Raw genomic sequence first — 13036 nt, forward strand, 5'->3', positions numbered from 1 at the left:
CGACCCTTACGCGCCGGGTCCCGTGCGCTGCCGCGGTACGACGGGCAGCCGGAACCACACCGCCTTGCCGGTCCCGGCGGGGCGGTGGCCGCAGGCGGCGCTGAGGGTGCGGATCAGCAGCAGCCCGCGCCCGTGCTCCTGCCAGGGGTCGGGCGCGCCGCCGGTCGGCCGGGTGAGGTCACCGGGCGGCGACGGGTCGGGGTCGTGCACCTCCACGTGGCAGCCGGTCGGCAGCAGCTCGACGACCAGCTCGATCGGCGCCCCGCCGGGGGTGTGCTCCACGGCGTTCGCCACCAGCTCCGCCGTCAGCAGCTCCGCGGTGTCACGGTCGGCGCCGTGCTCCAGCTCGGCCAGCGCGGTACGGACCAGCGCGCGGGCCACCGGCACCGCCGCGGCGGAGTGCGGCAGCGCGAAGCGCCAGGAGGCTGAGGCGGAGGGGTGTTCGTGCACGGTGCGGTCCGATCATGGCGGCATGGCGTCGTCAGGGTGTCGCCTTGCGTTCAATGGGGTGAATGGTACGGGGCCCGTCGCCCTGACCGTTCGACGGGCGCCCCGCACACCGGCGGCCTACCCCCGTGAACGCCCGCCCTCGCCCACCCGATCCCCCTGTTACGGCTTTATCGACATCCGGTGACGTGGTGACAAGGCGGGCCGCTTCCCGTGCGCGATGCGACGTATCGCGCCCTCGTGACGACAGTCACGGATCGGTGATAACTTCATGGAGTAGCTGGACCAGAGCGCAGTGAGACCGTGCCCGCCCGAGGAGGCCGCACGTCATGAGTCCCTTCACCGGCTCCGCCACCCCCACCCCCCGCTGGCGGCACCTGCGCGTCGACCGCACCGACTCCGTCGCCACCGTCACCCTCACCCGCCCCGACAAGCTCAACGCCCTCACCTTCGGTGCCTACGCCGACCTGCGCGACCTGCTCGCCGAGCTGTCCCGGGAGCGGTCGGTGCGCGCCCTGGTGCTGGCGGGTCAGGGCCGCGGCTTCTGCTCCGGCGGCGACGTGGACGAGATCATCGGCGCCACCCTCGCCATGGACACCGCCCAGCTCCTCGACTTCAACCGGATGACGGGGCAGGTCGTCCGGGCGGTACGGGAGTGCCCCTTCCCGGTGATCGCCGCCGTGCACGGGGTCGCGGCGGGCGCCGGGGCGGTCCTCGCCCTCGCCGCCGACTTCCGGGTGGCCGACCCCACCGCCCGGTTCGCGTTCCTCTTCACCCGCGTCGGCCTCTCCGGCGGCGACATGGGCGCGGCCTACCTCCTCCCGAGGATCGTCGGCCTCGGCCACGCCACCCGCCTGCTGATGCTGGGCGAACCGGTCCACGCCCCCGAGGCCGAGCGCATCGGCCTGATCAGCCGACTGACGCAAGAGGGCCACGCCGACGAGGCCGCCCGGACCCTCGCCCACCGCCTGGCCGAGGGCCCCGCCCTGGCCCACGCCCAGACCAAGGCCCTCCTGACGGCGGAACTGGACATGCCGCTGGCGGCGGCGGTGGAACTGGACGCGTCCACGCAGGCGCTGCTGATGAACGGCAAGGACTACGAGGAGTTCCACCGAGCCTTCAAGGAGAAGCGCCCTCCGACATGGCAGGGACGGTAAGGATGCCCACCCCAGGGGCGCGGGGCAGTGCCGATACGCGGCTCCGCCGCGGGGCGCGCCCTGCCACGAAGCACCCGCACCCGCACCCGCACCGCATAGCGATCACAGGCGGCGGCCCAGGCGGCCTCTACGCCGCGGCCCTGCTGAAGAGACTCGACCCGGACCGCCACGTCACCGTCTGGGAGCGCAACGCCCCGGAGGACACCTTCGGCTTCGGAGTAGTCCTCTCCGACGAGACCCTCGGCGGCATAGAACACGGCGACCCCACCGTCTACGACGCCCTCCGACCCCACTTCACCCGCTGGGACGACATCCACATCACCCACCGCCGCACCCACCACACCTCCGGAGGACACGGTTTCGCCGCCCTCGGCCGCCACCGTCTCCTCAAGGTCCTCCAGGACCGCTGCCACGCCCTCGGCGTGGACCTCCGCTTCCGCTCCGAGGCCCCCTACCCGACCTGGCTGGCCGAGACCCACGACCTCGTCATCGCCGCCGACGGAGTCCACAGCACCACCCGCGAGGCGTACGCCGACGCCTTCGTACCGCGCGTCACCCCGCACCGCTGCCGCTACATCTGGCTCGCCACGGACTTCCCGTTCGACGCCTTCCGCTTCGACATCGCCGAGACCGGACACGGCGTCATGCAACTGCACGGCTACCCCTACGCCCCCGACGCCTCCACGGTGATCGTCGAGATGCGCGAGGAGGTCTGGCGCGCCGCCGGCCTGGCGGATCTCGGCGTCCAGGAGTCCGTGGACCGCTGCGCCAGGATCTTCGCCGGCGCCCTCGACGGCCACCCCCTGCGCGCCGGGGACTCGGCGTGGACGACGTTCCGCACGGTCGTCAACGACCGCTGGTCGCACGGCAACGTCGTCCTGCTCGGGGACGCCGCCCACACCGCGCACTTCTCCATCGGCTCCGGCACCAAACTCGCCGTCGAGGACGCCCTCGCGCTCGCCGCCTGCCTGGCGGAGCGGCCGACGACGGCCGACGCGCTCGCCGCCTACGAGGCCGAGCGCAGGCCCGTCGTCGTCTCCACCCAGCGGGCCGCCCGCGCCAGCCTGGAGTGGTTCGAGGACCTGGCCCGGTACGTCGGCCAGCCGCCCCGGCAGTTCGCGTTCAACCTGCTCACCCGCAGCCGCCGCGTCACCCACGACAACCTCCGGCTGCGCGACGCCCGCTTCACGGAGTCCGTGGAGCGCGCCTTCGGCAGCCCGCCCGGCACACCCCCGATGTTCACGCCGTTCCGGCTGCGCGGCCTCACCCTGCGCAACCGGGTCGTCGTCTCACCGATGGACCTGTACTCGGCCGTCGACGGCGTCCCCGGCGACTTCCACCTGGCCCACCTCGGCACCCGCGCCCTCGGCGGTGCCGCGCTCGTGATGACGGAGATGGTGTGCGTCAGCGAGCACGGCCGGATCACCCCGGGCTGCGCCGGACTGTGGAACGCCCGCCAGACGGAGGCGTGGCGGCGGATCACCGACTTCGCGCACACCCACGCCCCGGGCACCGCGATCGGCGTCCAGCTCGGCCACTCCGGCCGCAAGGGCTCCACCAAGCTGATGTGGGAGGGCATGGACGAGCCCCTCGACGACGGCAACTGGCCGCTGGTCGCCGCCTCCCCGCTGCCGTACCGGCCGGACAGCCAGACCCCGCGCGAGCTGACCCGCGCCCAGCTCACCGATCTGCGCGAGGAGTTCGCCGCCGCCGCGCGCCGGGCCGCCCGCGCCGGTTTCGACCTGCTGGAACTGCACTGCGCGCACGGCTACCTGCTGTCCGGGTTCCTCTCCCCGCTGACCAACCGCCGCACCGACGCCTACGGCGGCTCGCTGGAGCGGCGGCTCCGCTTCCCGCTGGAGGTCTTCGACGCCGTACGCGCGGTGTGGCCGGAGGACCGTCCCATGACGGTGCGGATCTCCGCCACCGACTGGGCCGAGGGCGGTACGACGGCGGCGGAGTCCGTCGCCGTCGCCCGCGCCTTCGCCGCGCACGGCGCCGACGCGGTCGACGTGTCCACCGGGCAGGTCGTCGCCGACGAGCGCCCGGAGTTCGGCCGCTCGTACCAGACGCCGTACGCCGACCGGATCCGGCACGAGGCGGGCGTCCCGGTGATCGCGGTCGGGGCGATCTCGTCCTGGGACGACGTCAACTCCCTGATCCTCGCCGGGCGCGCCGACCTGTGCGCCCTGGCCCGCCCGCACCTGTACGACCCGCACTGGACCCTGCACGCGGCGGCCGAGCAGGGCTACGACGGTCCGGGCGCCGTCTGGCCCGCCCCGTACCGCGCGGGCAGCCGCCCGCCCCGCACGGGCCGTACGGACGCGCCCAGGCCCCGGCTGACGCTCGCCGACCTCCCGGACCCCCCGGACCTCCCGGGCTGAGGCCGGGCAGCTCACAGCCCGGCGAACCGGGCCCCCGCGTGCCGCAGCCGGTCGTGCAGTTCCCGGAAGACGGCGGCCGAGCGGGCGCCGGGCCAGTCGGCGGGCAGGAGGTGGGCCGGGAGGCCGGGGTCGGCGTAGGGCAGGTGGCGCCAGGCGTCGAGGGCGAGGAGGTAGTCGCGGTAGGCGTCCTCGGGCGGGGTGTCGACCCGCCGCCGCCAGTCGGCCACGACGGGCGCGTGCCGGTCGAGGAACGCCTCGTGCTGCTTGGCGATGGCGGCGAGGTCCCACCAGCGGGCGACGGCCTCCACGGTCGGCGTGAAGCCGAGGTGCTCACCGCGGAACAGGTCGACGTACGGGTCCAGGCGCAGCCGCTCCAGGGTGTGCCGGGTCTCGTCGTACAGCCGGGCGGGGGCGATCCACACGCCCGGCGCGGCGGTGCCGAAGCCGAGTCCGGCCAGCCGGGAGCGCAGGACGTGCCGCTTCTGCCGCTCCGACTCCGGCACGGAGAACACGGCGAGCACCCAGCCCTCGTCGTCCGCGGGGGCGGTGGCGTAGATGCGCCGGTCGCCGTCGTCGAGCAACTGGCGGGCCTCGGCGGAGAGTTCGTAACCGGCGGTGTCCTGGGCGGTGCGGGCGGGCGCCAGCAGGCCGCGCCGTTTGAGGCGGGAGACCGAGGAGCGGACCGAGGGCGCGTCCACGCCCACCGCCGCCAGCAGACGGATCAGCTCCGCGACGGGCATCGGGCCGGGCAGGAACCGGCCGTAGGCGCCGTAGAGCGTGACGATGAGAGACCGAGGAGCAGGGTGGTCGGACACGTTGATCATCTTACGGTGTGGAGGATCACCGCTGGTCACCGGAGGTGCGCAGCCGGAACCGCTGGAGCTTCCCGGTGGCGGTGCGGGGCAGCGCGTCCAGGAAGACGACCTCGCGCGGGCACTTGTACGGCGCCAGCTCGGACTTGACGAAGGCGCGCAGCGCGTCGCCGTCGCGTGGCACGCCGCCGCGGAGGACGACGTACGCCACGACCGCCATGCCGCGTGCCTCGTCGGGCCGTCCGACGACCGCCGCCTCCACCACGTCGGGATGGCGCAGCAGCGCGTCCTCGACCTCCGGCCCGGCGATGTTGTACCCGGCCGAGATGATCATGTCGTCGGCGCGGGCCACGTACCGGAAGTAGCCGTCGGGTTCCCGGACATACGTGTCACCGGTGATGTTCCAGCCGTCGCGGACGTACTCCCGCTGCCGCGGGTCGGCGAGGTAGCGGCAGCCGACCGGTCCGCGCACCGCCAGCAGTCCGGGCTCCCCGTCGGGCACGGGCCGTCCGTCGGCGTCCTGCACGCGCGCGTGCCAGCCCGGGACGGGCAGGCCCGTGGTGCCGGGGCGGATGTGCTCGTCGGCGGCGGAGACGAAGATGTGCAGCAGCTCGGTGGCGCCGATGCCGTTGATGATCCGCAGCCCGGTGCGTTCGTGCCAGGCGTGCCAGGTGGCGGCGGGCAGGTTCTCGCCCGCCGAGACGCAGCGGCGCAGGGACGTCACGTCCTGGCCGTCGAGCGTGCCGAGCATCGCCCGGTACGCGGTCGGCGCGGTGAACAGCACGGAGACCCGGTGCGCCGCGATCGCGGGCAACAGCCGGTCGGGACCGGCCTGTTCGAGCAGCAGCGCGCTGGCCCCGGCGCGCAGCGGGAAGACGACGAGCCCGCCGAGCCCGAAGGTGAACCCGAGCGGCGGGCTGCCCGCGAACACGTCGTCGGCGCGGGGCCCGAGGACGTGCCGGGAGAAGGTGTCGGCGATCGCGAGGACGTCCCGGTGGAAGTGCACGCACCCCTTGGGTCGGCCGGTGGTGCCGGAGGTGAAGGCGATCAGCGCGACGTCGTCGGCGGCGGTGTCGACGGCCTCGTACGGCGTGGGCCGCGCCGGGCGGTTGAGCGGGTCGTCGGGCCCGTCACCGCCGTAGGTGGCGATCCGCAGGTCCGGCACCTCCGCCGTGACGAGGTCGTCGGCGGAGCGGATGTCGCACAGCGCGTACCGCACCCGGGCGATCTCGCACATCGTGCGCAGCTCGGCGGGGCGCTGCCGGGCCAGCACGGTCACCGCGACCGCGCCCGCCTTCAGCACGGCCAGCCAGCACGCCGCCAGCCACGGGGTGGTCGGGCCGCGCAGCAGCACCCGGTTCCCGGGTACGACGCCCAGCTCGGCGGTGAGCAGATGGGCGAGCCGGTCGACGCGGTCGCGCAGGTCGCCGTAGCTCCAGGTCTCCCCGGCGGGCGTGTGGAAGGCGGGGCGGTCGGCGGGGGCGCCGTCGAGCAGCTCGGCGGCGCAGTTCAGCCGCTCCGGGTAGCGCAGTTCCGGCAGGTCGAAGTGGAGGCGGGGCCACTGGTCGGGGGGCGGGAGGTGGTCGCGCGCGAAGGTGTCGACGTGGGCGGAGCGGATGGGACCGGCCATGGCGGTGCGCCCCCTCGGGTGGGCGGCGTGGGGTCAACTGGAGCGTAGCGCGTTGGTGACGACAGTCAACGGAGCGCGATACGGTCGGGGGAGGCACCCTGAGGAGGACCGGCGATGCCCGCATTCTCGCTCGACCCCGACCGGCTCCGCTGGCGTGCCGAACTGCGCGCCCTCGCCGACCGCCGGCTGCGCCCCCTCGCCGACCAGGGCGCACCGGGCCGCGTCAACCGCCCGCTCCTCACCGAACTCGGCCGACGGGGACTGCTCGCCCGCCTCTTCACCTCCGGCGCGCTCGACCTCTGCCTGATGCGCGAGTCCCTCGCCGCCGTCTGCACCGAGGCGGAGACCGCCCTCGCCCTCCAGGGCCTGGGCGCCCACCCGGTGCACGCCCACGGCACCGACGCCCAGCGCGCCCGCTGGCTCCCCCCGGTCTCCGACGGCACGGCGGTGGCGGCCTTCGCCCTCACCGAGCCGGACGCGGGCTCGGACGCGGCGGCACTCGCCCTGCGGGCGGTACCGGACGGCGCCTCCGGCTGGCGGCTCACCGGGGACAAGTGCTGGATCTCCAACGCCCCCGAGGCCGACGTCTACACCGTCTTCGCCCGGACGGGACCCGACGCCGGGTCACGCGGGGTGACGGCGTTCCTCGTCCCCGCCGACCGCCCCGGACTCACCGGCTCCGCCGTCGACATGCTCTCCCCGCACCCGATCGGCACCCTGCGCTTCGACGCCGTACCGGTCACCACGGCGGACGTCCTCGGCGAACCCGGCCGCGGCTTCCGGGTGGCGATGGGCACCCTCAACCTCTTCCGCCCCAGCGTCGGCGCCTTCGCCGTGGGTATGGCGCAGGCCGCCCTCGACGCCACCGTCGCCCACACCGCCCACCGCGGGGCGTTCGGCGGCACGCTCAGCGACCTCCAGACGGTGGCCCACCAGGTCGCCGAGATGGCGCTGCGCACCGAGGCGGCCCGCCTGATGGTCTACGCGGCGGCGACGGCGTACGACGAGGGCGCCGCGGACGTCCCGCGCCGCGCCGCCATGGCGAAACTCCTCGCCACCGAGACGGCCCAGTACGTCGTCGACACCGCCGTCCAACTCCACGGCGCCCGCGCCCTGCGCCGCGGCCACCTCCTCGAACACCTCTACCGCGAGGTCCGCGCCCCACGGATCTACGAGGGCGCGAGCGAGGTCCAACGGGACATCATCGCCCGCCACCTGTACACCACCGCGGCGGAGGACACGTGACCACGGAACGCGTCAACCCCCCCACCCTCTCCCCACCCACCGGCTTCTCCCACGCCGTCGTCGCCACCGGCACCCGCGTCGCCTTCCTGGCGGGCCAGACGGCACTCGACGAGGACGGCCACGTGGTGGGCACGACCCTCCCGGAGCAGTTCCGCCGCGCCCTCACCAACCTCCTCACCGCCCTGCACGCCACCGGCGGCACGGCCGCCGACCTGGCCCGCGTCACCGTCTACACCACCGACCTCGCCGCCTACCGCGCCCACGCCGCCGACCTCGGCCGCGTCTGGCGGGAGCTGGCGGGCCGGGACTACCCGGCGATGGCGGTCGTGGAGGTCGTACGCCTGTGGGACACGGCGGCGCTTGTCGAACTGGACGGCTTCGCGGTGCTGCCGTAGCCCGGGACGACCCGGGACTCGCCACCGAAGGGGTGACGGTCACGGCCCCCGGCACGGGCGGGGGGTACCAGTGGAAGCCCCTCTCCCACTCCCCAGGAGGACCCCCGATGCCCGTACGCGCTGCCCGCGCCGTACCCGCCGTGCTCGGCACGGCCGCCGCCGCGCTCCTGCTCGCGGCCCCCGTCTCCGCCGACCCGCTCGAAACGGTCACCGTCGACCCGGCCGCCCGCGTCACCGCCGACGGCACCGTCACCCTCACCGGCACCTACCGCTGCACCGCCGGCACCGGCCCCGTCTTCGTCAGCTCCTCCGTCAGCCAGGGCACCGACGAGGTCCGCTACGGCATCAACGGCAGCCACGCCGTCTGCGACGGCACCCTGCGCCGCTGGACCAGCACCGGCAAGCCCTCGAACAAGACCTTCCAGCCGGGCACCGCCCAGGTCGAGGCCACCGTGCTGGAACTGACCACGGACACGGGCCTGCCCCTGCCCCGCATCCACGCCCGCCAGCAGCAGGACGTGACGCTGTCCCCGAACTGATCCACCGGAAAAACGCCGTACCCCGGTGCCGGGAAGTGCCGAACTCCCTACGCTGTCTGCACAGTTCGGGGCGTACCGGCCACGGGGGGCGGAATGGATCGCAGGGCGCTGAAGCGGGTCGCGCGGCGGGTGGCCCGCACACGACGTACCGGGGACACCGGTCCCGTCCTGGAGCCGGAGGCGTTGGCGGAGGCCCGTAAGGTCTGGGACTCCCTGGACGAGGAGGGGCCCCAAGGGTGGGACGAGAAGGCCCTCCGGGCGCTGCACACGCTCGGCTGGCTGCACTGGTACCGGTACGGGGCGCTGCCCGAGGGTGCGGACCAGGAGGACTTGGCGGCGGTCGCGCGGGCGTTCGTGCCCTGCTACGCGCACGGGGTCGACGATCTGCCGGACGTCCTGGTGCCGCACCTCGCCGCGGCGGCGGCGTCCGACGCGGTGGAGTCGCTGAACACCGCCGTGAACAGCGCCGAGGGCGTGAGCCCGGCCCTGGTGTCCTGGTGGCGTCGCGTCGTCACCGATCTCGGGTCCGACCACGAGGACCGGCCCCTCCATCTGTTCCACCTCGGTCTCGCGCTGCGAGAACGCGCCGCGCGGTCCCCGGACCCGGAGATCCTGCGCCAGGCCGTGGAGACCCTGGAGGAAGCCGTCGCCGCGGTGCCCGGAGCACACCCGGCCCGGCCGGGGGCGCTGGTCAACCTGGGGCTGTGCCTGTGGCTGCGCCACGACCGCACCCGGACCCGGGCGGACCTGGACCGTGCCGTCGACGTGCTGGGCGAGGCCGTCGAGCGGGTGCCGGACGACGACCCGGAACGGCCGACCTACCTCCGCTTGCGGGGCACCGCCCTCAACAGCCGTTATGCCGAGGACGGCCGGGCCCAGGACCTCGACGGCGCGGTGGACGCGCTGGAGGAGGCCGTACGGGGCGCCGCCTCCGAGGACCCTCAACTGCCGCTGCTGCTGGACGAACTGGGCACGCTGCTGCGGAGCCGCCTCGACGACCGTGGTGACCTGGGCAGCGGACGCAGGGCCGTCGAGGTCCTCGACCGCGCGGTGCGCCTCACCCCGGCCGACGACCCCGGCCGTGTCGGACGGCTCTCCGACTACGCCGTGGCGGTGCGCATGGTGGCCACGACCACCGGTGATCCGGTCGACGTGCACCGCACCGTGGAGGCCATCACCGCGGCGGTGCGGGCCACTCCGGCCGACGACCCCGAACGCGCCTGGCGCCTGTCCGGCCTGGCCGCCGCGCTCTGCGACCGCGCCGAGACCACCGGCTCCAGGGAGGACATGGGGGCCGCTGTCCGGGTGGCCCGGGAGGCGGAGCGGCTCGCCGGTGACGGGCACCCCGACCGTCTCCACGTCCTCGGCAACCTGAGCGCCGTCCTCCAGGCGGCGGCCACCCGCACCGACCAGACGCCGGAGCTGGACGAAGCCCTCGACGCGATACGCCGGGCCGCGTCGAGCGTGGACCCCGACGACCCCCTCGGCGTCCTGGTCCACCACAACCTCTCCGGCGCGCTGACCCACCGGTACCTGGCGCTCGGTGATCCGGCGCTGCTGGAGGAAGCCGTCACGCTCGCCCGCCGGGTGCTCCAGATGGCCCCCGGCGAGCCGCCGGACCGGGCGAGCCGGCTCTCCGGCCTCGGTACGGCACTGCTCGCCCTCCACAACGTCACCGACCGGCGCTCGCTCCTCGACGAGGCCGTCGACCGTCTGCGGGACGTCGTCGCCGCCACCCCGGAGGGGCACTTCCTACGCCCCCAGCGGCTGTCCAACCTGGCCACGGCGCTGTTCACCCGCTACTCCCGGGGTGGCCGTCCCCGCGACGGGGACGACGCGGTGGACAACGGGCGTGAGGCGGTGCGCACCGCGCCGCCCGGTCATGTGCTCCTGGGGCAGTTCCTGTCCAACCTCGGGGCGGCGCTCCAGGCGCGGTACACCAGGACCGGATCCCGCCACGACCTCAACGAGGCCGTCGGCACCCTGCGCGACGCGGTGACGAAGACCCCGGCTGGCCACCTGTACCGGGGACGGCATCTGTCCAACCTCAGTGCCGCGCTGCTGAACCGGTACGGTGCCACCGGCTCCGGCAGCGACCTCGACGACGCGGTGGCCGCGCTGCGCGAGGCCGCGAGGGTCATGCCGGACGGCCACCTCGAACGTGCCCTCTGCCTCTCCAACCTGACCTACGGCCTGCAGGAGTTGTCGGAGAGGTCGGACTCCCCCGACGACCTGGACGAGGCGATCACGGCCGCACGCACGGCGCTGCGCATCCTCCCGGACGGCCACCCCAGCCGGGTGACCTGCCTGTCCGGACTCGGTACGGCGCTGGGGCGGCGGTTCGACCGGGCCGCAGCCAGGGAGGACAGCGAAGAGGCCGTCGCCGTACTCAGTGAGGCCGTCCGTATCGCCCCCGAGGACCACCAGCACCGTGCCAAGGGCCTCAGCAACCTGGGAGAGGCGCTACACACCCGCTTCGGCGCGTTCGGTGACCCGGAGGACCTGAGCGAGTCCCTCATCCGGTACGGCGAAGCTCTGGCGGCCTGCCCGGAAAACGATCCCGGACGCGCCGTGCTGTACTCCAACCTGGCCCTCGCGCTCGGCGACCACGCGGCCCGCACTGACGATCCCGCCGACCGGGACGCCGTGACCCACGCCTGGCTCAGCGCCTGGAACGCGCCCATGGCGGCGGCGTCGGTCCGGCTGCGGGCCGCCCGCTCACTGATCGCACACCTCTCGGACAGCGACCCCGAACAGGCTGCGGACATCGCCGAGGCAGCCGTACTGCTGTTGCCCGAGGTCGCCCCCCGACAGCTGGGACGCGGCGACCGGCAGCGCGCCGTCGGCGAGTTCGAGGGCCTGACCGGCGCCGCCGCCACCCTCGTCCTCGCCAGTGGCCGGGGCACCGACGAGGAGCGGTCGCTCCGCGCCCTCAGGCTGCTGGAGACGGGACGTTCGGTTCTCCTGAGCCAGGGGCTGGACGCCCGCAGCGATCTCAGCGAACTGCGGTCCGAACACCCTCGGCTGGCCGAGCGGTACGTCGAACTGCGCGAGCTGCTCGACCACCCGGCGCCAGCCCACCCACCGGTCATGATGACCGGACTGGGGACCGGGTCCGACGGCCTCGCCGTACCCGACCGCACCCCACTCGCGGAAGAGTTCACGGCGCTCACCGCCCGCATCCGGGCCCAACGGGGTTTCCAGCGGTTCGGCCTGCCGCCCAGCCCTGAGGAGCTGCTTGACACCGCACGGACCGACCCGGTGGTAGTCATCAACCTCAGCTTCCAGCGCTGCGACGCCCTTGTCCTCACCCGCGACGGCATCACCCGCGTCGACCTGCCCGAACTCGTCGGGGAGACCCTGGTCGACCAGGTCATCACGTTCCGTGACGCGCTGGCCGACGGCTGGTACGACCCGGTCCCGGCCCGGCGACGGCAGGCCCAGCGGGCCATGAACGGGGTCCTGGAATGGCTCTGGGACGCCGTGACCGGACCGGTACTCGAAGCCCTCGGACACGACCGCGAACCCGGACCGGACGCACCCTGGCCGCGCGTGTGGTGGGCCCCCGGCGGCTTCCTCAGCCTCCTGCCGCTGCACGCGGCCGGGCACCACACCGACGCGGGCCCCGCCCGACGCACTGTGATGGACCGCGTCGTCTCCTCATACACACCCACGGTGCGCGCCCTGCGCCACGCACGGGAACAGGAGGAACGGGCGGCCAGCCGGCCGCCCCGATCCCACCGTGGTCTCGTCGTCGCCATGCCCACCACCCCCGGACTGCCCGACAGCCGGCTGGACCACGCCGACCAGGAGGCCGAGACGGCCCGCGCCCTGCTGCCGGGCGTGACCCTGCTGCGGGAGGAACCCGAGGTGGGCACCGAAGCCCTGGCGCTGCCCACCAAGGCCAACGTCCTCGCCCGGCTCACCGACTGCGCGTTCGCCCACTTCGTCTGCCACGGACACACCCACCCCAAGGACCCGTCCCGGAGCATGTTGCTCCTCCACGACCACGAAGCCGACCCCTTCACCGTCGGAGGTCTCGCCTCCGTCGCCCTCGACGGCGCCCAACTCGCCTACCTGTCCGCGTGCGGCACGGCCGGGGCCGACGTCACCGACGCCATCGACGAGGCCATCCACCTGACGTCCGCGTTCCAACTCGCCGGATTCCCGCATGTCATCGGCACCTTGTGGGAGATCGACGACCAGATAGCCGTCACCGTCGCCCGTACCTTCTACGAGGGCCTGCGCACGGACGACGGCGCGCTCGACCCCGCCCGAGCCGCAACGGCCCTCCACCACGCGGTGCGCGCCGTGCGCGACGGAACCGACATGCCCGGGGACTACGACCGCACCCGCGCCCCGTTCCTGTGGGCGGCCTACCTGCACGCCGGAGCCTGAACCGGAGCGCACCGGAGTGAACCGGAGGG

The 13036-nt window shown here is 74.3% G+C and carries 9 protein-coding genes; 6 read left to right on the forward strand and 3 right to left on the reverse strand.

The features are described 5' to 3' along the window. Window positions 1–6: 6 nt before the first annotated feature. Window positions 7–450, reverse strand: coding sequence for an ATP-binding protein (locus ABZ659_RS02765; protein WP_360212667.1), 444 nt, complete (start codon window positions 448–450; stop codon window positions 7–9). A 326-nt stretch (window positions 451–776) separates the two neighbouring features. Between ABZ659_RS02765 and ABZ659_RS02770 the strand changes: the two genes are divergently transcribed. Both ABZ659_RS02770 and ABZ659_RS02775 read left to right on the forward strand, forming a co-directional pair. Beyond that, window positions 777–1604, forward strand: coding sequence for an enoyl-CoA hydratase family protein (locus ABZ659_RS02770; protein ID WP_360212669.1), 828 nt, complete (start codon window positions 777–779; stop codon window positions 1602–1604). A gap of 2 nt (window positions 1605–1606) precedes the next feature. Beyond that, window positions 1607–3988: a bifunctional salicylyl-CoA 5-hydroxylase/oxidoreductase gene (locus tag ABZ659_RS02775; protein WP_360212671.1), complete on the forward strand. Its 2382-nt coding sequence runs from the start codon at window positions 1607–1609 to the stop codon at window positions 3986–3988. An 11-nt stretch (window positions 3989–3999) separates the two neighbouring features. Here ABZ659_RS02775 and ABZ659_RS02780 read toward each other — a convergent pair whose 3' ends face one another. Further along, window positions 4000–4812 (reverse strand): PaaX family transcriptional regulator C-terminal domain-containing protein, encoded by an 813-nt coding sequence (locus tag ABZ659_RS02780; RefSeq protein ID WP_360212673.1) that lies wholly within the window; start codon window positions 4810–4812, stop codon window positions 4000–4002. 16 nt (window positions 4813–4828) lie between these two features. Beyond that, on the reverse strand, window positions 4829–6430 hold the full coding sequence (locus tag ABZ659_RS02785; protein WP_360212675.1) for an AMP-binding protein: 1602 nt from the start codon (window positions 6428–6430) through the stop codon (window positions 4829–4831). 114 nt (window positions 6431–6544) lie between these two features. On the opposite strand from ABZ659_RS02785, the gene ABZ659_RS02790 reads away from it, so the two are divergent. The 4 genes from ABZ659_RS02790 to ABZ659_RS02805 all read left to right on the forward strand — a co-directional run bounded on the left by ABZ659_RS02790 (window position 6545) and on the right by ABZ659_RS02805 (window position 13007). Then, window positions 6545–7675 carry an acyl-CoA dehydrogenase family protein gene (locus ABZ659_RS02790; RefSeq protein WP_360212677.1) on the forward strand — a complete coding sequence of 377 codons (1131 nt, stop codon included), beginning with the start codon at window positions 6545–6547 and terminating at the stop codon, window positions 7673–7675. Further along, window positions 7672–8070, forward strand: coding sequence for a RidA family protein (locus tag ABZ659_RS02795; protein WP_360212679.1), 399 nt, complete (start codon window positions 7672–7674; stop codon window positions 8068–8070). Before ABZ659_RS02790 ends, ABZ659_RS02795 begins: the two co-directional genes overlap by 4 nt. A gap of 107 nt (window positions 8071–8177) precedes the next feature. Further along, window positions 8178–8609, forward strand: a complete 432-nt coding sequence (locus ABZ659_RS02800) for a DUF6299 family protein (RefSeq protein WP_360212681.1) — start codon at window positions 8178–8180, stop codon at window positions 8607–8609. 93 nt (window positions 8610–8702) lie between these two features. Next, complete coding sequence (locus ABZ659_RS02805; RefSeq protein ID WP_360212683.1) at window positions 8703–13007, forward strand: CHAT domain-containing protein; 4305 nt, start codon at window positions 8703–8705, stop codon at window positions 13005–13007. The last annotated feature ends 29 nt before the right edge of the window (window positions 13008–13036 follow it).

The organism is Streptomyces sp. NPDC006997 (assembly GCF_040635175.1).
Lineage (GTDB): Bacteria > Actinomycetota > Actinomycetes > Streptomycetales > Streptomycetaceae > Streptomyces.

Bases quoted from the DNA above. Each gene is read 5' to 3' on its own strand.
- ABZ659_RS02770 (WP_360212669.1), top strand. From the start codon at position 777: ATGAGTCCCTTCACCGGCTCCGCCACCCCCACCCCCCGCTGGCGGCAC.
- ABZ659_RS02775 (WP_360212671.1), top strand. From the start codon at position 1,607: ATGCCCACCCCAGGGGCGCGGGGCAGTGCCGATACGCGGCTCCGCCGC.
- ABZ659_RS02780 (WP_360212673.1), bottom strand. From the start codon at position 4,812: ATGATCAACGTGTCCGACCACCCTGCTCCTCGGTCTCTCATCGTCACG.
- ABZ659_RS02785 (WP_360212675.1), bottom strand. From the start codon at position 6,430: ATGGCCGGTCCCATCCGCTCCGCCCACGTCGACACCTTCGCGCGCGAC.
- ABZ659_RS02790 (WP_360212677.1), top strand. From the start codon at position 6,545: ATGCCCGCATTCTCGCTCGACCCCGACCGGCTCCGCTGGCGTGCCGAA.
- ABZ659_RS02800 (WP_360212681.1), top strand. From the start codon at position 8,178: ATGCCCGTACGCGCTGCCCGCGCCGTACCCGCCGTGCTCGGCACGGCC.
- ABZ659_RS02805 (WP_360212683.1), top strand. From the start codon at position 8,703: ATGGATCGCAGGGCGCTGAAGCGGGTCGCGCGGCGGGTGGCCCGCACA.